At 56.5% G+C, this 20,090-nt stretch carries 17 protein-coding genes; 13 read left to right on the top strand and 4 right to left on the bottom strand.

What is annotated here, in order from left to right:
* Window positions 1-373: 373 nt before the first annotated feature.
* The 7 genes from QSV77_RS24295 to QSV77_RS24265 all read left to right on the top strand — a co-directional run bounded on the left by QSV77_RS24295 (window position 374) and on the right by QSV77_RS24265 (window position 9,645).
* Window positions 374-1,573 (top strand): acetate/propionate family kinase, encoded by a 1,200-nt coding sequence (locus tag QSV77_RS24295; RefSeq protein ID WP_302735425.1) that lies wholly within the window; start codon window positions 374-376, stop codon window positions 1,571-1,573.
* Window positions 1,570-3,948, top strand: coding sequence for a phosphoketolase (locus QSV77_RS24290; protein ID WP_302735424.1), 2,379 nt, complete (start codon window positions 1,570-1,572; stop codon window positions 3,946-3,948). Before QSV77_RS24295 ends, QSV77_RS24290 begins: the two co-directional genes overlap by 4 nt.
* 375 nt (window positions 3,949-4,323) lie before the next feature.
* Window positions 4,324-5,844, top strand: coding sequence for an IS21 family transposase (istA, locus tag QSV77_RS24285; RefSeq protein WP_302734003.1), 1,521 nt, complete (start codon window positions 4,324-4,326; stop codon window positions 5,842-5,844).
* Window positions 5,834-6,628 carry an IS21-like element helper ATPase IstB gene (gene istB / locus QSV77_RS24280; RefSeq protein WP_302734002.1) on the top strand — a complete coding sequence of 265 codons (795 nt, stop codon included), beginning with the start codon at window positions 5,834-5,836 and terminating at the stop codon, window positions 6,626-6,628. Before istA ends, istB begins: the two co-directional genes overlap by 11 nt.
* Before the next feature lie 159 nt (window positions 6,629-6,787).
* Window positions 6,788-7,687, top strand: a complete 900-nt coding sequence (locus tag QSV77_RS24275) for an ABC transporter permease (protein ID WP_302735423.1) — start codon at window positions 6,788-6,790, stop codon at window positions 7,685-7,687.
* 67 nt (window positions 7,688-7,754) lie between these two features.
* Window positions 7,755-8,531, top strand: a complete 777-nt coding sequence (locus QSV77_RS24270; protein ID WP_302735539.1) for an ABC transporter permease — start codon at window positions 7,755-7,757, stop codon at window positions 8,529-8,531.
* 94 nt (window positions 8,532-8,625) lie between these two features.
* Complete coding sequence (locus tag QSV77_RS24265; RefSeq protein ID WP_302735538.1) at window positions 8,626-9,645, top strand: extracellular solute-binding protein; 1,020 nt, start codon at window positions 8,626-8,628, stop codon at window positions 9,643-9,645.
* A 534-nt stretch (window positions 9,646-10,179) separates the two neighbouring features.
* Here QSV77_RS24265 and QSV77_RS24260 read toward each other — a convergent pair.
* Window positions 10,180-10,485 (bottom strand): WGR domain-containing protein, encoded by a 306-nt coding sequence (locus QSV77_RS24260; protein ID WP_302735422.1) that lies wholly within the window; start codon window positions 10,483-10,485, stop codon window positions 10,180-10,182.
* 260 nt (window positions 10,486-10,745) lie between these two features.
* Between QSV77_RS24260 and QSV77_RS24255 the strand changes: the two genes are divergently transcribed.
* Window positions 10,746-11,657, top strand: a complete 912-nt coding sequence (locus QSV77_RS24255) for an agmatinase (RefSeq protein ID WP_302735421.1) — start codon at window positions 10,746-10,748, stop codon at window positions 11,655-11,657.
* 296 nt (window positions 11,658-11,953) lie between these two features.
* Here the strand turns inward: QSV77_RS24255 and QSV77_RS24250 are convergent, their stop codons facing one another.
* Window positions 11,954-12,175, bottom strand: coding sequence for a hypothetical protein (locus QSV77_RS24250; protein ID WP_302735420.1), 222 nt, complete (start codon window positions 12,173-12,175; stop codon window positions 11,954-11,956).
* Window positions 12,176-12,219: 44 nt separating this feature from the next.
* Here QSV77_RS24250 and QSV77_RS24245 point away from each other — a divergent pair, with 44 nt between their 5' ends.
* Both QSV77_RS24245 and QSV77_RS24240 read left to right on the top strand, forming a co-directional pair.
* Window positions 12,220-13,062, top strand: a complete 843-nt coding sequence (locus tag QSV77_RS24245; RefSeq protein ID WP_302735419.1) for a DUF932 domain-containing protein — start codon at window positions 12,220-12,222, stop codon at window positions 13,060-13,062.
* Window positions 13,062-13,370, top strand: a complete 309-nt coding sequence (locus QSV77_RS24240) for a hypothetical protein (RefSeq protein WP_302735418.1) — start codon at window positions 13,062-13,064, stop codon at window positions 13,368-13,370. Before QSV77_RS24245 ends, QSV77_RS24240 begins: the two co-directional genes overlap by 1 nt.
* A 332-nt stretch (window positions 13,371-13,702) precedes the next feature.
* On the opposite strand, the gene QSV77_RS24235 is transcribed toward QSV77_RS24240, so the two are convergent.
* Together QSV77_RS24235 and QSV77_RS24230 are read right to left on the bottom strand one after the other, a co-directional pair.
* Window positions 13,703-14,101, bottom strand: a complete 399-nt coding sequence (locus QSV77_RS24235) for a RidA family protein (protein WP_302735417.1) — start codon at window positions 14,099-14,101, stop codon at window positions 13,703-13,705.
* Window positions 14,102-14,551: 450 nt separating this feature from the next.
* Window positions 14,552-15,403, bottom strand: coding sequence for a cation diffusion facilitator family transporter (locus QSV77_RS24230; protein ID WP_302735416.1), 852 nt, complete (start codon window positions 15,401-15,403; stop codon window positions 14,552-14,554).
* Between the two features lie 387 nt (window positions 15,404-15,790).
* On the opposite strand from QSV77_RS24230, the gene QSV77_RS24225 reads away from it, so the two are divergent.
* From QSV77_RS24225 to QSV77_RS24215, 3 genes are all read left to right on the top strand, one after another.
* Window positions 15,791-16,282, top strand: coding sequence for an RNA polymerase sigma factor (locus QSV77_RS24225; RefSeq protein ID WP_302735415.1), 492 nt, complete (start codon window positions 15,791-15,793; stop codon window positions 16,280-16,282).
* A 114-nt stretch (window positions 16,283-16,396) separates the two neighbouring features.
* Window positions 16,397-17,323, top strand: a complete 927-nt coding sequence (locus QSV77_RS24220) for a FecR family protein (protein ID WP_302735414.1) — start codon at window positions 16,397-16,399, stop codon at window positions 17,321-17,323.
* A 145-nt stretch (window positions 17,324-17,468) separates the two neighbouring features.
* Complete coding sequence (locus QSV77_RS24215; RefSeq protein ID WP_302735413.1) at window positions 17,469-19,958, top strand: TonB-dependent receptor; 2,490 nt, start codon at window positions 17,469-17,471, stop codon at window positions 19,956-19,958.
* The last annotated feature ends 132 nt before the right edge of the window (window positions 19,959-20,090 follow it).

Here is a 20,090-nt window from a genome sequence, read left to right as displayed (position 1 = left end):
CGCCTAACCTCAGACTGTCCGCTTTGCATGGACGCAAAGAAAGGCGAAGTGATGCGCGATTTTAAACGATCGTGCGCGCAGGGATTTGGTCGACCCTTGCAGTTTTTATGGACATCGCCATTGTTCTCCCAAGTTACAAGGCGATGTTTGTGAAAGGCATATCCTAAGAGGCAATGGAAACCGGTTCGAACAGCGCTACAATGGCCAATCGGTGATCTACGCAGCGGCGGCACGGCCTGATCAAGACCAGACTAACAAAAACTGGCCTTGGACAGTTTTTTGTCGCAGTCTCTTGGAGAGCGGGGATAAACCATGATCGCAAAGGACAAAGCCGCCGAAAAACAGACTGTGGCAGCTGCCTTGGGGGGATAGCGTGGAAGCTGACATGCTCCTGGCCTTCAATGCTGGTTCATCGTCCCTCAAGATCGGCGTCTTCGAGGTGATCGGTGGGATGGCAAAGCCTATTGGCCGAGCCAGGGTCGACCTCGAGATTTTACCGCTGAAGCTCTCCGTCAGGACGAAAAACCTTGACAGGGAGGAGCAGATTGCCGGCGATCCGGAAGGTGATTTTTCCAGGGTCATCGAACAGGTCCTCTCGCATATTGAGACCATCCTGCCGGGAAACATCCTGGCCGTCGGGCACCGCGTCGTTCATGGGGGCATGACGTTCGGCGGCCCGGTACTGTTTGATGACAAGGTTGCAGAGAAAATAGAGGAGCTCGTTGCCCTTGCGCCGCTTCACCAGCCAGTGGCTTTGCGCGTCATGAGAGCGGTAAGTGGCCACAATGCGGGCATCAGACAGACTGCGTCCTTCGATACGGCATTCCATATGTCGCAGGATGATCTGGCAAGGAGGCTGGCCATCCCCCGTAAACTTCATGATGCTGGTGTCCGCCGATACGGATTTCACGGTTTGTCCTATAAATACATCGTGACGCGCCTTGCAGAGATCGATCGGGACGCGGCAAATGGACGGGTTATCGCGGCCCATCTGGGAAGCGGTGCGAGTATCTGCGGGATGCTCGCCGGGCGAAGCTGCGACACGAGTATGGGATTTTCTGCCCTGGATGGCATTCCAATGGCCACAAGGCCCGGCTGGCTCGATCCTGGCGCGCTTCTCTACCTGATGCGCAACGGGATGCCAAAGCCAGGGCAGATCGAGCATTTTCTCTATCACGAATGTGGATTGCTCGGCGTCTCCGGGATCAGTGGAGACGTCCGGGTTCTTCTCAAGGATCCGAACCATCGCGCAGAAGAGGCGGTCGAGCTTTTCTGCCTGAGAGCCGCTGGGGAAATATCGAGACAGGCAGCAACTCTGGGTGGGATCGATGCTCTCGTCTTCACTGCGGGCATTGGCGAAAATCAGCCGGCGATCCGCCGGTGCATTGCAGAGCGCCTGAGATGGCTTGGTCTGGAAATCGATGACAAGGCGAACGAGGCTCATGCACAGGAAATCAGCGCGAAGAGCAGCCGCATAAAGGCATTCATTATACCGACTGACGAAGAGCAGGTTATCGCCGACGAGGCACTGTCCGTACTGTCCCGCCACAGTTTTCCGAGGGGAATATCATGAATGAGAATACAGTCACGACCGTTGACGCCGCAGAAATTTCCTTGATCGACCGCTACTGGCGTGCAGCCAACTACCTGTCAGTCGGCCAGATTTACCTCATGGACAACCCGCTACTGCGTGAACCTCTCAGGTCGGAACACATTAAGCCCAGACTTCTGGGACATTGGGGAACGACGCCGGGCCTCAACTTCATCTATGCTCATCTTAACCGTATCATCAGGGCACGCAGCCTGGACGTCATTTATATTTGCGGACCTGGTCATGGTGGTCCAGGCATGGTGGCGAACGCTTATCTCGAAGGTACATACAGCGAGATTTATCCCGAAGTTCCCGAAACCACGGACGGAATGCGGCGGCTTTTCAAGCAGTTCTCCTTTCCCGGCGGTATACCGAGCCATGCAGCACCCGAGACACCGGGGTCGATCCATGAAGGTGGAGAACTCGGCTATGCCCTCGTCCATGCTTTTGGTGCGGTGTTCGACAACCCCAACCTGATCTCGGCATGTGTTGTCGGTGATGGCGAGGCGGAGACCGGTCCACTGGCTGCCGCCTGGCACTCAACAAAATTCCTCAATCCGTCGCGTGATGGGGCGGTACTGCCGATCCTGCATCTCAACGGATACAAGATCGCCAATCCAACCATCCTCGGACGAAGCAGCGACGAAGAATTGACGAGCCTGTTTCGCGGTTACGGCTACGAACCAATCTTTGTTGAGGGCCAAGACCCCGTGCTTATGCATTGCAAGATGGCCCAGGCGTTTGATGATGCCTTCGAAAAGATTCGCGAAATACAGCAGGAAGCCCGCCGAGACGCAGCCTTTGCCGGCGTGCCACGCTGGCCAATGGTCGTGCTGCGCAGTCCGAAGGGTTGGACTGGGCCAAAGGAAGTCGATAGCAAGAAGGTTGAAGGCTTCTGGCGTGCACACCAGGTCCCCGTCGCCAATTGCCGCGGCGACAGCGCGCACCGGAAAATCCTTGAGGACTGGATGCGATCCTATGATCCACAAGAACTGTTTGACGGCGAAGGACGCTTAAAGCCAGAACTACGCGCCTTCGCTCCGAGCGGGTCAAAACGTATGAGCGCAACCCCTTTTGCGAACGGCGGGCTCTTGCGTAAGGAACTGCTGACGAAGCCGATCCATGAATTCGCGGTCCTGATTAGCGAAAGAGGGTCGCAACAGATTCAGTCGACCGAAATCTTCGGTCACTACCTTCGCGAGATCATCAAGCTCAATGCTGAGATGAAGAATTTTCGCGTGTTTGGGCCGGACGAAACGGAGAGCAATCGTCTCGGCAGTGTGTTCGATGAGACGCAACGGGTCTGGATGCAGGCAATCGAAGATTACGACGTTCATCTCGCCCGCGACGGCCGCGTCATGGAAGTGCTCTCCGAACACCTGTGTCAGGGGTGGCTGGAAGGGTATCTTCTAACAGGACGGCATGGTCTGTTCTCGTGCTATGAGGCGTTCATACACATCATAGACTCCATGTTTAATCAGCACGCAAAGTGGCTCAAAGTGACACGGGAGCTGGAATGGCGAAAGCCGATCTCGTCACTAAACTATCTTTTAACCTCGCATGTCTGGCGGCAGGACCATAATGGCTTCTCGCATCAGGATCCGGGCTTCATCGACCTCGTGGCCAACAAGAAGGCAGACATCGTCCGGATTTATCTACCCCCGGATGCAAACACCCTTCTCTGGGTCGGCGATCACTGCCTGAAGACCTATGACCGTATTAATGTCATCGTCGCGGGAAAGCAGCCCGAGCCACAATGGCTTTCGATCGAAGAGGCTGCCGCACATTGCAAGGCTGGCCTTGGCATCTGGGAGTGGGCGAGCTTTGAGGAAAACACGATCTCTCCCGACGTTGTAATGGCCTGCGCGGGCGATGTGCCAACCATGGAAACCCTTGCGGCTGTTATGATGCTTCACCAGGCCATACCTGATTTGAAGATCAGGACGGTCAACATTGTTGATCTACTGGCGTTACAGGATCCTGAACAGCATCCCCACGGCATCAAGAATGATGAATTCGACCAGGTATTCACAAAGGACAAACCGGTGATCTTCGCCTACCATGGATATCCCTATCTGATACACAGGCTCACCTATCGCAGGACCAACCATAAGAACATTCATGTGCGGGGTTTCATCGAAGAAGGCACCACGACTACTCCTTTCGACATGACGGTGCTGAACGAACTTGACCGATACCATCTGGCTCTGGAGGTAATATCGCGTGTACCGGGATTGGCCGACAAGGTGCCGGACGTCGCTGATAGCTTTAGGGCAAAACTCATCGACCATCGAGCCTACGTGCAGGAGCATGGGGAGGACATGCCCGAGATCGCAAACTGGCGTTGGAAACAATGATGGGCAACTGGGCCGTTGGACGATGGCGACGCGTTCAGGTCGCGCAGCCGATCAACCATTGGAAGGAAATGCCCAGGCGAGCCCTGGTATTGGCGTTTTGGTCGAGCCGGTAAACATCAGCCTTGATAGTTCCGGATCATGGCATTCCCGTTGTCTCAGTCTTTGCGACAGCAAGAGGTCGCCTCTGGCGTCTAGATCAACCCCAGTTCCTTCGCCGCGGCGGTTGCCTGTGGAAGAGAAACGGCACCAAGCGCACTCTTGGCTGTTGGTTTGCACGCAGAACTGAGCCGGTTAGGCGCATAATTTCCATTGAGAATTGAGCCATGTGAACCTTCCCCCAACGCGGAGAGCGACGGGGGCAACGGAGTGATCCACATGGGACTTTTAAACATCATCCGTCGGATGGCACTGCGTGAGAAGCTGTCAGTGCGGGAGATCAGCCGACGCACCGGGCTGTCACGTAACACGATCGCGAAGTATCTGAGCGCGGGTACGATCGAGCCGACGTTCACGGTACCGGAACGACCGAGCAAGCTTGATCCGTTCGCCGACAAACTCTCTGGCTGGCTGAAGACCCAGGCCGGAAGGTCACGCAAACAGCGCCGAACGCTGAAGCAACTTCATGCCGATCTGACGGCTCTGGGCTTTACCGGCTCCTATGGCCGTGTCGCCGCCTTCGCCCGTGAGTGGCGGGTTGAGCAGCAGACGGCTGGCCGCGGCATATTCGTTCCGCTGTCTTTCCGCCTAGGCGAAGCATTCCAGTTCGATTGGAGTGAGGACTATGCCGTGGTCGGCGGCGAGCGGACGAAGCTGCAGGTGGCGCACATCAAGCTATCGCACAGCCGAGCTTTTCTGGTCCGAGCTTACCTGTTGCAAACGCACGAGATGCTCTTCGACGCTCACTGGCACGGGTTCCGGGTGTTCGGCGGCGTCCCTGGTCGCGGCATTTACGACAACATGAAGACCGCGGTCGATCGTGTTGGCCGCGGCAAGGAACGGCAGGTCAACGTCCGCTTCCAGGCAATGACGAACCACTACGTCTTTGCGCCTGAGTTTTGCAATCCCGCCGCAGGTTGGGAGAAGGGACAGGTTGAGAAGAACGTTCAGGATGCCCGACCACGTTTGTGGCAACAGATGCCGGACTTTCCGGATCTGGCGGCATTGAATGTCTGGCTGGAACAGCATTGCCAGGACCTGTGGCGCGACACAGCGCACGGCACCTTGCCCGGCACGATCGCGGATGTTTGGGCTGATGAGCGGGTAGCATTGATGGCGCTCCCCGCCATGTTTGACGGCTTCGTCGAGCAGAGCAAGCGCGTCTCCCCCACCTGCCTGATCACCTTCGAGCGGAACCGCTACAGCGTACCTGCGTCTTTTGCGAACCGACCCGTCAGCCTGCGGATTTATCCCGAGCGGCTGGTCGTTGTGGCCGAGGGCAATATCCTCTGCGAACATCCGCGGGTGATCGAGCGCAGTCACGACAAACCGCCGCGAACGATTTACGACTGGCGGCATTACCTTGCGGTCATCCAACGCAAGCCCGGTGCTCTACGCAATGGCGCACCCTTCCTGGAATTGCCGCCCGCCTTACGCAAATTGCAGGACCAGATGCTTCGCCGCCCCGGCGGCGATCGTGAGATGGTCGACATTCTCGCTCTCGTTCTTCATCACGACGAGCAGGTTGTCGTCAGGGCTGTGGAGCTGGCTCTGGATCAAGGCGTCGCGACCAAGACGCATGTGTTGAACCTGCTGCATCGCCTGATAGATGGCAAGACGACTGACGACCCCGACATCGACACGCCACAGGCGCTGACCTTGCGGCGTGAACCTAAGGCCAATGTAGAACGCTACGATGGTTTGCGGGTCCGGATCGTGGGAGGTCGCCATGCGTCATGATCCTGCCAGCGCCGCCGTCGTCATCATGCTGCGTAGCCTGAAGATGTATGGCATGGCCCAAGCCGTCACGGACCTGATCGAGCAAGGAGCTCCAGCCTTCGATGCGGCCGTGCCGATCCTGTCCCAGTTGCTAAAAGCCGAGATGGCCGAGCGCGAGGTCCGCTCTATTGCCTATCATATGAAGGCTGCTCGCTTCCCTGCCTACAAGGACATCTCCGGCTACGACTTCGCCGCCAGCGAAATCAACGAGGCGACGGTGCGCCAACTGCATCGATGCGAGTTCATGGACGATGCGCATAACATTGTCCTCGTCGGCGGGCCGGGCACAGGAAAGACCCATATCGCGACTGCCCTCGGTGTTCAGGCTATCGAGCATCACCGCCGAAAAGTCCGCTTCTTCTCGACTATCGAATTGGTCAATGCGCTCGAGCAGGAGAAGGCAAAGGGCAAGGCAGGCCAGATTGCCGAGACGCTGGTCCGTCTCGATCTGCTGATCCTTGATGAACTCGGATATCTTCCGTTCAGCGCGTCAGGCGGAGCGCTGCTCTTCCACCTGCTAAGCAAGCTCTACGAGCGCACCAGCGTCATCATCACCACAAACCTCAGCTTTAGCGAATGGGCCACGGTCTTCGGCGACGCCAAGATGACCACCGCTCTGCTCGATCGCTTGACCCACCGCTGCCACATCCTGGAAACCGGTAACGACAGCTTCCGCTTCAAGGCCAGCTCGGCCGCAGCAGCACAGAAGAGAGGAGAAAAGGCCAATCCCTTGACCAAAGCCTGATCAGAAAACCATACTTAGAGGTGGCTCACTTCTCGGTGGAAAAACCGGCTCAGTTCCGCGTGCAAACCAACAGGTTGCCTTCCAAATCGGGCAGCAGGTCGATGTTGTGGTTGATCCGCTTGTGATCACCTGTTTTGTAACGCCCGAAAGGTCTGCGGCATGAGCGACCTTTCGATCTTGAAGACCCGCCCAAGCCTGAGGGAGCGGGTATTTCTTTCATCTTCGGCAAAAACCTACCCTCATGCCACGGCAATATTGTTACTCCTGCCATTCTTGGCCGTATTGAGCGCGGGCTTCGCGTATCCCCTTCTCAAACTCATCGCCCTGAGCCTGCCCGATTTCAGCCCTCACCACTATCTGAGAATAGTTCGCGAGCCGCTTTATTTCGGCGTCCTGATGTCAACAGCAATGACTGCCATGTCCGTCATGGTTGCTGCTCTCTTTCTCGGATTCCCGGTCGCCTATGCAATGACACGGCTGAAGCATCGGCTGGCCCTGGTGGTAACGGCTTGTGTTCTCATTCCGCTTTGGACCTCGGTGCTCATCCGCTCCTATGCCTGGATCGTCATTCTTCAACGCAATGGCATCATCAATGAAGGCCTTGTTGCCCTTGGAGTGGTCGATGCTCCTTTGCGCATGATATACACGCAGGGTGCCGTGATCCTGACCATGGCACATGTGCTGTTACCCTTCATGATCCTGCCTGTCTTTTCGGCGTTGCGGGCAATTCCGCCCGAATATGTCCAGGCAGCACGGACGCTTGGCTCCGGTCCGGTCCATGCTTTTGTCACCATAACGATGCCTCTGGCGCTACCGGGCATATTCGCGGGATGTGTCATCTGTTTCGTCCTGGCGCTTGGTTTCTACGTCACGCCGGCACTGGTTGGCGGGCCGGGCTCGATGATGATCGCAACGCTGATAGGACAACAAACGACAGTACTTCTCGATTGGCCCTTTGCCGCGGCGCTCTCAACTGTCCTGCTGATTTTGACCCTGACCGTCATCCTCATCTTTCGCAAAACCCGCTCGCTTAGCAAAGGACTGAACGGTGGTGTCTGACAACCTTACACTAGCGACTGAACGCTTCGCCACACGACCTGGCAACCTCCCCGCTGTCTATGGGGCTATATTGAAGACATTTCTGTCAGCGGCAATCGTCACCACGATCTTGATTTTCCTGGTGTTGCCGACATTGCTGGTGATCCCGATGAGCCTCAATGAAGGAAGTTATCTCGAATTTCCGCCACGCGGGCTGACCTTCGAATGGTACCTTGCGTATTTTGCGGATCCCGACTGGATGGAGGCGACCCGTTTCAGCCTCCAGATTGCGTTTCTTACGGCCGTCATCTCAACAGTCGTCGGTACCATGGCGGCTCTTGCGATCGCCAAGAGCAGTCTACCGGGTCGGGGTATTCTTCAGAGCCTCGCCCTTGGCCCGATGATCGTTCCCCACATCGTTCTGGGCGTTGCCCTGTATCTGGTTTTTGCGCCGTTGCGGATGACGGGAACGATCATCGGTTTCGTCCTTGCCCACACCGTCCTTGCCGTACCCTATGTCGTAATTGTCATCGGGGCGGCCCTGCAGAAGCTCGACAGTTCGCTCGGGCTTGCTGCACAAAATTGCGGGGCAACCCGGATGCAGGCCTTCTTTTTCGTCGAACTCCCCAATATTGGCCCCAGCATTGCTGCGGCATCGGTATTTGCGTTTCTGGCCTCTTTCGACGACGCGACCGTCTCCTTCTTTATTTCAGACGTCGGCGGGAAATCGATCGGGCGAAAGATGTTTGAAGATATCGACTTTAATCTCACACCGGTCATTGCAGCAGCTTCGACCGTGCTGGTCGCTGTCTCTCTCGTTCTCATGGTCGGGGTAAAACTACTGACAGGCAGACGGGCAAAATAGCAGTCTCAACCAAACAACAAAGGATATTAACATGGTCAAATTTGATCACACGCCGAAGGCTTGCCGAGGCCCTTCAACCATTTCGTTCGCGACAATGGCAGCGATCACGATCTTCTCGTCTGCCTCGGTGGTGCGCGCCGAAAGCGTCACTATCGCCACAACCGGAGGGACTTACGAGAAAGTCCTGCGTGATGCCTGGTTCGAACCGTTTACGAAAGTGACAGGAATCGAAGTTGTCACGGTGTCTGCCACGGATGCGGAAAAGCGCGCCAAGGCATCCGCCATGGTACGGACCGGCAATGTGACGTGGGATCTGTTTCTTGACGGAGAAATTCAGACTGGCTCCCAGGCACACTTTGATGTCGCCGAGGATCTCACGGAGTTCTGCAAGAGCTTTGCCACAAGCGCGGACCTTGTTTTCGATGCCTGCACAAGGGGTGGCGTACGTCTGCAATCAACCGCAACGCTTCTGGTGTTCAAGCCGAGCGGCGATGGCAATCATCCGAAAAACTGGGCGGATATGTGGGACACCAAGCGATTCCCGGGGGGGCGGGCCTTTCCGAATTTTGATGACCCCTGGCGAGTGATGGCAGCAGCACTCCTCGCAGATGGTGTGAATAAAGACGCGCTGTTTCCTCTGGACATCGAAAGGGCCTTGCGCAAACTCGACGAAATTCGCCCTGCCGTCGAGCTATGGTGGAAAACCGGCGATCAGAGTGTGCAAGGCTTTCGCAACGGTGACTATAATCTCGGCCAGATTTGGCTCACCCGAGCAAAGGCCCTGCAAAATGAGGGGTTTGATATTGGCTGGAGTTACGATGGTGCCTTTTTGGTCGGCGATCGCATAGCGCTCATAAAAGGCGCAAAAAACCGGGAAAACGCCCTCAAACTCGTAACCTTCTGGCTGGATAACCCCGACGTGCAGGCAAAAGCCTGCGAGCAACTTTCCTGCACGCCGCCGAGCCGAAAATCGATTGCAATGATGTCCGCGGCGGGTCGGGCCGGATTGCCCTCTGCTGCTGATGTCGAAAGCAGGATAATCGTTCCGGACGCTGACTGGATCAATTCTAACATGGCGATGCTGATCCAGCGCTGGAACGAGTGGATCCGCTGATCTTCATTTCAGCACGGTGTTCCGCCCAGAGTCGGGCGGGACGGAAATATCTGGTTCTCTCCGCACTTTGGCATGCTGGGAACCAAGTGGAATGGTTTCGGCGGCGTTAAGGAACGTTGAATGCGTCGCAAGCACTCCGTGCACGAGCTGGATGATGGCCCGATTGGGCGAACTTCGACAGCGTCGTCACGTATTATGCCGACTGTTACGAACTGCTCTCGATTGAAGATCAGGGCAGGCTGGTCTCCGGTTCGATCTTTGGGGGAAGCTGACGCCCAAGGCGTATTAGAGGTGCAGTCGCTCATGGACCTCAAGCCTCCGCTGCAAGCGGTTCTGCATTCCCGTACGGCGATCGCAATCATGATTATGCCGGCCAGACAGCTTCCACGGTCTTCTGGGGAGCCTGTCGCGCTTCTTCGACCGCGCCGCCGTGCAGGTCGACAACCACATAGCCAACGGAGCCGACAAGTCCAACGTGCTCACAATGGGGCCTTCGTCACGTCCTTTTGCGCTACGTCTGGTTGATGAAGTGCGTCATCTCGCTCGCCTCCCGCTATTTCCCGCATACCAGTAATATTGCCAGTCGCTTCCTTCGACTGGCGTGGCTCTGTAGCCCCTTGCCCGCTTCCGCCGTGCCAGTTCCAGAAACATGGCTACAGCGTCCAACTCTTGCCCAAACCTGTGGAGCATAGTCTGTCCGCGTGCACCAATACGTCCCCAACGCCGCATCAGGCAGAGTTCGCCGAACAAATCCCGTTCAATGGACAAGGCATAAAAGCGTGCCATGTTTTTGGACGGTTCCTTGCGCTCGAAATAAAGATGAAAGTGCTGTGTGATCATGCCCAAGATTCGCGCGAACGGAATCTCTGGTCCAACGACATTTCTGAATCGGTCCGGATAAACCGATTCATTTTTGTGAAGTCTCCAATGGACTACATGATTTTTCCCGCCAACCGGCGCCATCACGTCCGGCGCTATTTGGGGACGACCAAGGCGGGCGAAATTAAGTGATCACCTGCATTATTTCTGGATGTGGAATAAGGTTCATCCGGAGACTTAGCCCGTCTACAATAGAAGTTCGCTTTTTCAGGACTGTCGGAATGAATGCCTCATCCTCGTTTCTTGGCTTCCCCGCCCACATGGCGAATGATCGTTTGCCTCGTATGGTGATATTTGGTGTCGGTCACGGCAGCACCTATCCGGGCAAAGATAGCCGTGGCTACACCTTGGCTGCCGACGCCATCCGCGCTGCAAGCCAGGACGATGCCGGACTTGTTGAACACTGGGATTTCGACATGGGTGGCCCACTTTTCAATGGGGGCCCGCAATGCTGCTTGGATGCGGGTAATATCCAGACTACTATGTATGACAATGAGGGTAACCGAGCCCGTATCGAGGCGAAAACGCTTGAAATCCTGAAGTCGCAGGCCGTCCCGATCCTGCTCGGCGGCGACTGCTCGGTGACATTTCCCTTCCTCGCCAGTTTTAAGGACCAGGGTCCGGTCTGGGTTTTGCAGATTGATGCCCATCTCGACTGGCGTGACGAAGTCTACGGTGAACGCTATGGCTATTCCAGTCCAATGCGCCGGGCGAGCGAGATGCGCCACGTCGCTGGCATCGTGCAGGCCGGTCTGCGTAGCGTCGGCAGCGCAGGTCCGGCTGATGTCGATGCAGCAAGATGTTATGGCAGTCACCTTGTAACGGCTCGTGAGATTCATGCCCAGGGGGTCGAGGTCGCTCTTGGCCATATTCCGCAGGGCGCGCGGGTCGTCATCACCCTTGACTGCGACAGCCTTGACCCCAGTATCATGCCGGGGGTGGCTGCGCGCACCCCCGGTGGGCTTTCCTATACTCAGGTGATCGATCTGATAGCAGGCGTGAGCACGCGGGCAAGTATCGCAGGATTCGATCTTGTCGAATTCTATCCGCCCGCCGACATCGACGGGATGTCCGCGCTGACGGCCGCGCGCATTATCGTAAATACGATCGGCTCAATCGCCCGGCAGGTTTAAAACGATAGCGTTAACGCAGGCGCGCGCCCCGCCACTGCAAACCTCCCCGGCCATCATACCAGAAATGCCCCGGAAGGATAAATGCTGTATCGGATCATGATTGTAGACGTTTCAGGCTCGGACAAGACTTGGCCAGCACCCCTTCCAGGGCAGCCTCCTAACCTTCCCAGCCATGCCGTCAACGTCTAGATGACGAGGGCCTGTCGGACGCTACGCTTGAAAGGGGACCGCATCTGCGGTCAACTCCGTTTGGTGCATCCGCTGCGCTTGCTGCCCTTCTCCCCGTTTCCCCCGCTCTACGATGCTTCGTGGATCTCGCCAATGGGCAAGCAGGCTTGCGCCTGTCCGTTCGCCAGAAAATCGGTTTTCAGCGACTGGGCACCGAACCTTCCGATTTTCAGCCGGCCAGACCCATGACCAGCCCCACGCATCACCGGGGAGCGGGCTTTGCCCTTCCCCCTTCGTTCCGGCGGATGTGAGAGCACATCCACCAGAACGGTGGTAAAGGCTTCGCCCATTGCGGGGCTTGCTCATGAACCAAGGCAACAATGGAGAGCCAATCATGACCGTTTACACCTCGTCCGCACGTTTTGACACTGGCCGCGCTTTGAGTGAAGACGAGCTCCGCAAGGCTGCGTCGTCAATTTTCGCGACCTCGGCGCATGAAAGCAGGTCGCGACGGTTCCAGCCAATTCCGACAATCGAAATCCTGCGCGGGCTTATGAAGGAGGGTTTTGTGCCTGTCGGGGCAAAACAATCAGCCAGTCGCATTGAGGGAAAGGCCGATTATACCAAGCACCTCATTCGTCTTCGCCGCATCGATGACGGCAAGATCTATAACGTCGGTGACACCGTCTGCGAAATTCTGCTCAAGAACGCCAATGACGGCACCAGTTCCTACGAGTTGATGGCTGGCCTGTTCCGGGTGCGTTGCCTGAACTCACTTGTGACGCAAACCGGCACGGTCGAGGAGGTCAAGGTCCGCCATTCCGGCGACGTACAGGCGAAAGTCATCGACGGGACCTATGCCGTACTTAGAGCCGCAGAGAATACACTTCGGGCCCCGCAGGACTGGGCAAATATGCGTCTCAACGAAGAGGAAAAGCAAATTCTTGCGCAAGGGGCGCACTTGCTGCGCTTTGGCGATGCGAAAACACCCATTCAGCCAAAGCAGCTTTTGAGGCAACGCCGCGCCGATGATGTCGCTGACGATCTCTGGACGACATGGAATGTGGTGCAGGAAAACACTATCAAGGGCGGTATTCGCGCGATCGATCGTGATGATCCCCGCCATCCTCGCCGCGTACGATCCCGCGCCGTGACTGGCATCGATCAGGACATAAGGCTCAACAAGGCACTTTGGCTTATTGGTGCCGAAATGGCGAAGTTGAAGGGCATACGTTGATGCGCCCTACCATCTCAAATTTATCGGCCCGGAACGCTGCATTTAACTGCCGTCCAGCCCAGCCGGATTGGAGCGATTTTACAAGTCTCGTCCTTGGTGGCTGCGTCGATACCTCTGCCAGGGATTATGACGGAACCTGCATTGAGGGCGGCAAGTCCCGCGCAGAAGCGGAGTTTTTCACGATCTATGGAGAGCTCGCTGCAGGAGGATACCAGATACTCACCGATAGCCCGGATTTTGACGCGGCGCAGCGGATTGCTGCTGATCTATGCTATTTTAGCGGATTGACCCTCAAGGTCGAATGCTAGAAGACATTTGCGGACGCGCTGGAGATGCGGCGTAACCAATAGGCCGGGTTTTGCGAGGAACCCGGCCACTCGCCCCACCCCGCCTATCAATAGCGGCTGGCCGGAGTTGCTTTTTATATGGAACGGGCGAGGTGGATCCAGTCGATCCCGACTTCCCCCATCGATCGCTACGCTGCAACTGCCGCGGCTGGCCTTGTGGCGGACCTGGCGTGAGAGAATTTCCAAAACCGGCCCCGCACGTCTTTCATCATCGCGGCGGGGGCGGGCTTTTTCCCACTCATTTTTTGGCGAAACAAGTCCGATCAATCATGCGGAATCGCAATAAACCGACACTATGCAACCGCAATAGCGTCCATTTCAAAAAGAATGTCAGGGTGGAAAAACGCCGATACCTGTACGAGGGTGCTGGTGGGTGCGTTTTGCGTTGAGATGAATTCATCTCTGACGCGACGAAGCGTCGGAAGCTCACATATATCGCTGAGATAGAGTCCAATCTTGACCAATGCGTTGAAGTCGGCGTCGGCTGCCTTTAAGGCAGCACCCATGTTTTCGAAAACTTTTATCGCCTGAGCCTCGAAATCATTTTTCCCAACCAGAGAGCCATCGGCGTTCAACGGAACTTGCCCGGAAATGTAAATTGTCCTCGCCGCTGCCGATACGATAGCGATATGGGAGTAATTTGCAGTGGGTGGAAGGTTTTGTGGGGACAGAAACTCGACGTCAGGGACCATTCGTCAACTCCAATTCCTGGCTCTTTGCGGTGCGCGCGCCGTGAGGCGGACGATGTCGGTCACCCTGCGCCAGTCGAGGTTAGGTGTTCGATTAATTGGCGCCATGCATGTCATAACGTCACTAAAGTAAAGAAGTTTGCGGTATTCGCAAATGCCTATATCGGCGTTTTGTTTGCTGGCTTCTGGAGACGCTGGCGGTTTGCATTGATCGTCGTGAACAGTTTGGCACGCCGTCGATACGCACGGATATGTTCCGGACGACATCTTGCACCCTCGTCGCGACACTGCTTGGTCTCACAGACGCAGGGGTTTACGCCAAGGTGGATAATTCACGCGCCACTGTAGAAACAAAAGCGAGTGATGCAGGGCTTTCAACCGTCGTGTGGCTTGCTGATGTTTTTGCACAGTCAAAGCGCTTCGCCAGTTCAGACAAGCAACGTGATATCAACCCTAAGAGTGATACTGGTGATCGCCGTGTACCTCTCCGCGTTCTTCCATTTGAATCGTCGAGTGCGCGATACCGAAACGATTTACAAGCATCTGCTCGATCTGCCCCCTGACGGCAGTGCCGTTGGCTTGCCTGTCCAGAGCAACGTGTGCTGTAAAACTAATCTCCCTGCCTGACATCGACCACAGGTGAAGATCATGAACATCGGCAACGCCCGAAACACAAGAGATTGCCTGTCGAACGTCTTTCAGGCTCAACCCTGATGGCACGCCTTCCAGGAGGATGTTTGTCGTATCGCGAAGAAGGGTCCAGGTGCGTGGCAGGACCCAAACAGCGATGAGCACAGCGACAATTGCATCAATCCATGACCACCCCGTGAGATAGATTGCCGTTGCACCCGCAATCACACCAAGCGAACCGAGCATGTCGGCCCAAACCTCCAGATATGCGCCTTTCACGTTCAGGCTCTCCTTTCGTCCCGCGGCAAGAATTCGCATGGAGACGAGGTTTACCAGCAGGCCGAGAGCAGCAACAATCAACATTCCGGTTGATCCTACAGGTTCCGGGTTGCGGAAACGGTCAATCGCCTCAACGAAGACGTAGATGGCGACGGCAAAAAGCAGCAGAGCGTTAAAGGCGGCCGCGAGAACCTCAAAACGCTTGTACCCAAACGTACGCTTATCATCTGCGGCGCGATTTCCAATCTTGATGGCCATCAGGGCTATGGCGAGTGCCGCTACATCCGTCATCATGTGAGCTGCATCGGAAAGAAGTGCCAGGCTATTGAAGTATAGACCCGCGACGACCTCGGCGACGAGAAAGACTGATGTCAGCGTCAATGCAATACGCAGCATCCTAACATTCGCTCCGGCGGTGTGATCGTGACTATGTGCTTCTTGGTCGTGGGACAACACTCATCCTCCTGATGGGCCTTTGAAGCATTGATATTATCTGCCGATCGTCAAGGCCACGTCGGGTGGTTACGGACTATCTCGATTTCCATGCATTTGAATGTTCATGGGTCGCCCGTAATTTGCGGGCATCGCGGTCGGGGCGAACACTGATTATTGTGTTGATCAGCTGGTGATTTGAGCAAAGCACGACATCTCGGACGAAACCGGAGCCGAAGAATTCCCAATTGAGCGACATATCGCTTGGGTCGGCCGATAACCATAATATGACTTGAAATATCAAGTTTTATTGTTATAGAAGCGACGGAATCTGGATTGGATGACCACCCCTTGCTGGACATAACAACGCTTTACGTGACGGAATACGAGCGGCTTCGCTCATTCGTGCGGCGCATGGTCCGCAATCCCGATACGGCCGAAGACCTGGTCCAACAGGTGTTTGCGAACATCCTCGGCTCCGGCGGCAGCTCCAGTCCTCATAATGCGGCCTATGTCAGGCGGGCGGTGCGAAATCTTGCCCTCAATTATCTGCGGGACTCAGGCCGGCATTCACAGGTGGAGATGGTCTGTGCTGCGACAGACGATATAGCGGATACGAAGCCTTCACCGGAGATGGTGGTCCTTTATCGCAGCGAACTCCGCAGGCTTCTCATGGCTATCGCCCAATTGCCCCCGCGTCGGCGGCAGGCTTTCGTGCTTAACAGGATCGAGGGTCTTTCCTATGACGAAATCGCCCGGCACATGGATATTTCCCGCAACACCGTGATCACGCAGGTGGTTGCTGCCATGGCGGAACTCGATCGTCGCCTGGGCGCGGAATAACCGCAGCTTTACATTGGTTTCCCTTCGCCATCTGTCCTATAGATCACCGGAGATGGAAATCGGTGAAACCGACACAACAGCTGGATAGACAGAGCCGGCGAATGACAGGCTGCCATGCAGGACGACGAGACTGATCCAATCTACATGGAGGCGCTGGAATGGTTCGTCCGGATGAAAGAGGAGCACGCCAGTGAAAGGGACCGGCTTGACTTCGAGACCTGGCTGGCCGCCCGCCCATCCCATCGCATCGCTTATGATCGGGCTCGGACATTGTGGGATCGCTTCGATGTGGTGAAGCCGGAATTCGAGCGGCAGCAGCCGGGGGCAATCGGCAGGCGCGGCGCCCTTCTTGGCGGTCTGGCGGTACTGATCGCAGCGCCGGCTGCATATCTTTATACCCGTGCAGACCTGTTTGCGGATTTCCGAACCGATATCGCCGAACGCCGCTCATTCCCTCTGCCTGACGGCAGCTCTGTCGAACTCGGTGGCTATTCCGCCCTTTCGATGCAATATTCCGGCGGTGAACGGCATCTCATCCTGCACCGCGGCCAGGCTTTTTTCCAGGTGGCTGCCGATATCAACCGGCCATTTATTGTTCAGGCCAAGAAGGGTCGCATACGGGCGCTCGGAACCGAATTCGACGTCAAGATCATGTCCGATATCGTGACGGTATCGGTTATCGAGCATGCTGTCGCGGTTCAGACGCCTGGAGCGAATGACGTCGTGGTCCAGTCCGGATGGCAGCTCGATTATGGCGCCGACGGCATCCGGCCGCTGACACAGGCGGATGCGGCCACCGTACAGGCCTGGCGCCGTGACCGCATCGTTTTCGAGGATGTTCCCCTTCGGCGGGTCCTTGCCGAGCTCGAACGCTACCGCCGCGGTCGTATCATTCTGATGGACCAGTCAATCGGCGATGTTCCAGTCACCGCGATCTTTGACACGAGGCATACCGAAACCGCGTTGCAGACAATTGCAGACACCTTGCCGCTCCGGATTTTAAACGCGAATGGCTATGTAACGGCCATCTATCGCCGATAAACCAGAAAAAACTAGAAAAAAAATGCAGCCGCCAGTCATTAGATCGGTCTTCCCAAGTGTCTGACACCATGAGGGTAGCAGCAAAGATTGACCCTCAAGCGAAAACTGAACCCGTGAGGCGGGTTTTCGGACACAGGGGGCGGTTATGCAGAACGAACACGTATCAGGACAGCGTAGGCATATAGAAGGCGGCGTAACTGTCCGACGGCTGCCGCTATCCTTTTTCCGCCGGTCCCTGATGCTCGGAACCGCCCTTGCCCTTGCCTGCGCAGTTCATCCGCTACCAGTACATGCTCAATCGACACAAACAACCGCACGTGAGCGCAGGATTTCTTTCGATATCCCGTCCCAGCCGCTTTCAAGGGCTCTGGTCGCTTATTCAAGCACAACCGGTACCCAGCTGTTCTTCGACGCCAATCTCGCACGAGGGAAAAGCGCTCCGGCCGTGCGGGGCTCGTTTACCCGCAACGATGCGATCGCGCAGTTGCTCGCCGGGTCAGGCCTCGATCACCGCATCAACGGCAGCACCATAACGATCACCGGATTAAACGCGCCGGCCGGAAATGGCGGCATCTCGGCGGATGGCTCGACACTGCTTGACCCCATCCTCATCGAAGGCATCAATAACTGGAATTCGCCCCCGGTCTACGCCGGCGGCCAGATCGCAACCGGCGGAGCGCTCGGCGTTCTTGGCAATCGCGACGTGATGAGTACACCCTTCACCGTCACGAACTATACGGCGAAACTGATAGAGAACCAGAACGCGCAATCCGTCGCAGATGTCGTAAAGAACGATCCGGCCATCCGCAACGTCGAGCCGACCAACGTCGGCAATGGCAACTACTTCATTATTCGCGGCGTCCAGGTTGGCAATGGTGCCCTGGCTTATAACGGGCTGTTCGGGGTCGCACCCAACAGCCAGACCACCCTTGCGGGCATAGAACGTGTCGAGATTCTGAAAGGTCCGGGCGCTTTCCTCGGCGGTCTTTCGCCAAGCGGGGTCGGGGGCGTGATCAATCTCGTGCCCAAACGCGCCGAAGATGAGCCGCTCACACAATTTACCACTACCTACACGACCGACAGCCAATTTGGTGGGCATCTGGATATCGGCCGCCGTTTCGGCGACGGCAAGGAGTGGGGTGCCCGTGCCAATATCCTGTATCGCAACGGCGATACATCGATTTCGGACCAGGCGCAGGAATTGTCCAACGGAACGGTTGCTCTGGACTACCGGGGCGAACGCTTCCGTTTTGCCGTGGATCTTGGGCAGCAGGTGCTTGATACCGAGCGGATGAGCAATACGGTTATAGCAGCGCCCGGCGTTGCGCTGGCGCGCCCACCAAAACCCCAGGAAGGCTGGGTGTCCCCCTGGAACTACAGCGATTTCACCGACCGTTATGCGGCTGTTTCGACGGAGTTTGACATTTCCGACCAGCTGTCGATTTACGCCAAGGGCGGCCTGAGCTCCATGGACTGGAATCAGGCGGTCGAGGCAGGGACCGGTCTCCTGCCGAATGGTGATTTCACCGCTACAGGCCGACGATACCTGATTGACATAGACCGCCGGTCCGCAGAAGCAGGCCTGCGCGCCAGTTTCGATACCGGCCCGGTGTCCCACGACGTCACGCTTTCCGTGAACGGTTATCGCGCCGACCGGAGTTCTGCGACGACCCGGGTTCTGTCGGTAACGCAGTCCAACATCTATAATCCCGTATTTGCACCAGCGCCGACCATCATCGACACGCCGATCGGACTGCAAAGTGAAACGACCTTCACAAGCGTTGCACTGTCCGATACGCTTTCCGTATTCGATGAACGACTGCAACTGACGCTCGGGCTGCGCAAGCAATATGTCGAGGTTGATAATTTCAACATCGTGACAGGATCAAAAACGGGTGCTTATGAAAGTGATGCACTGACGCCCGTCGTCGGCCTGTCGGTGAAGCCGTGGGACAATACCACGATATATGCCAGCTACATCGAAGGGCTGAGCGCCGGTCAGACCGTACCCGATACCTATTCGAATGGCGGCGAGGTACTTTCCCCTTACGTCACCGAACAATATGAGGCCGGCGTGAAGGTTGACTGGGGTGATATTCTCACTACGCTGAGCATTTTCCAGACCACACAGGCTTCCGGCGTCGCCAACAGTGCAAACAACACCTTCAGTGCCGACGGTGAAACCGTTTATCGTGGTGTTGAATTTAACGTGGCGGGCGAAATTACGCCATCGCTTCGCGTTCTGGGTGGGCTTGTTCTGCTTGACGCAGAGACGACAAAGACGGCGAATGGTCTTTATGACGGAAAAAAGGCTGCCGGCGCACCGGATTATACCGTCACGCTCGGAGCGGAATGGGATCCCGAGTTCCTTTCCAACCTGACCCTGTCGGCACGGATGAATTCCACCGGTTCATCCTATGTGGATGCCGCCAATTTGCAGAAAATGTCCGGATGGAACACCTTCGATTTTGGCGCGCGCTATACCTGGGAGCGGGAAAATGCCCAGCCGATCATCTTCCAGGCCAATCTCACCAATGCTTTCAACGAAGCCTATTGGAGCACCTTCCCTGGATTTAACCTGCTGTATCCCAGCGCATCGCGCGCCCTGACCATTTCAACCACCTTCAAGTTTTGACCGGGGCGAATTATGATGCCTTGCTTTTCGCGGCGCGCATTTCTGGCGGCCGGTGCTTCGATGACGCTGCCTGCGCCATCAGCGTCGCCTGCCCCGGACGGGCGACGAAGGGTGGAAACATCTTTTGGGGGC

Source organism: Agrobacterium sp. V1 (genome assembly GCF_030518355.1).
GTDB lineage: Bacteria > Pseudomonadota > Alphaproteobacteria > Rhizobiales > Rhizobiaceae > Agrobacterium > Agrobacterium cucumeris.
This window is presented reverse-complemented; position numbering and strand designations above follow the sequence as displayed.

Coding starts and splice junctions, on each gene's coding strand:
- QSV77_RS24265 (WP_302735538.1), top strand. CDS start 8,626: ATGGCAGCGATCACGATCTTCTCGTCTGCCTCGGTGGTGCGCGCCGAA.
- istA (WP_302734003.1), top strand. CDS start 4,324: ATGGGACTTTTAAACATCATCCGTCGGATGGCACTGCGTGAGAAGCTG.
- QSV77_RS24255 (WP_302735421.1), top strand. CDS start 10,746: ATGAATGCCTCATCCTCGTTTCTTGGCTTCCCCGCCCACATGGCGAAT.
- QSV77_RS24290 (WP_302735424.1), top strand. CDS start 1,570: ATGAATGAGAATACAGTCACGACCGTTGACGCCGCAGAAATTTCCTTG.
- QSV77_RS24220 (WP_302735414.1), top strand. CDS start 16,397: ATGCAGGACGACGAGACTGATCCAATCTACATGGAGGCGCTGGAATGG.
- istB (WP_302734002.1), top strand. CDS start 5,834: ATGCGTCATGATCCTGCCAGCGCCGCCGTCGTCATCATGCTGCGTAGC.
- QSV77_RS24250 (WP_302735420.1), bottom strand. CDS start 12,175: ATGGGCGAAGCCTTTACCACCGTTCTGGTGGATGTGCTCTCACATCCG.
- QSV77_RS24235 (WP_302735417.1), bottom strand. CDS start 14,101: ATGGTCCCTGACGTCGAGTTTCTGTCCCCACAAAACCTTCCACCCACT.
- QSV77_RS24260 (WP_302735422.1), bottom strand. CDS start 10,485: ATGATCACACAGCACTTTCATCTTTATTTCGAGCGCAAGGAACCGTCC.
- QSV77_RS24275 (WP_302735423.1), top strand. CDS start 6,788: ATGAGCGACCTTTCGATCTTGAAGACCCGCCCAAGCCTGAGGGAGCGG.
- QSV77_RS24230 (WP_302735416.1), bottom strand. CDS start 15,403: ATGCTGCGTATTGCATTGACGCTGACATCAGTCTTTCTCGTCGCCGAG.
- QSV77_RS24245 (WP_302735419.1), top strand. CDS start 12,220: ATGACCGTTTACACCTCGTCCGCACGTTTTGACACTGGCCGCGCTTTG.
- QSV77_RS24215 (WP_302735413.1), top strand. CDS start 17,469: ATGCAGAACGAACACGTATCAGGACAGCGTAGGCATATAGAAGGCGGC.
- QSV77_RS24240 (WP_302735418.1), top strand. CDS start 13,062: ATGCGCCCTACCATCTCAAATTTATCGGCCCGGAACGCTGCATTTAAC.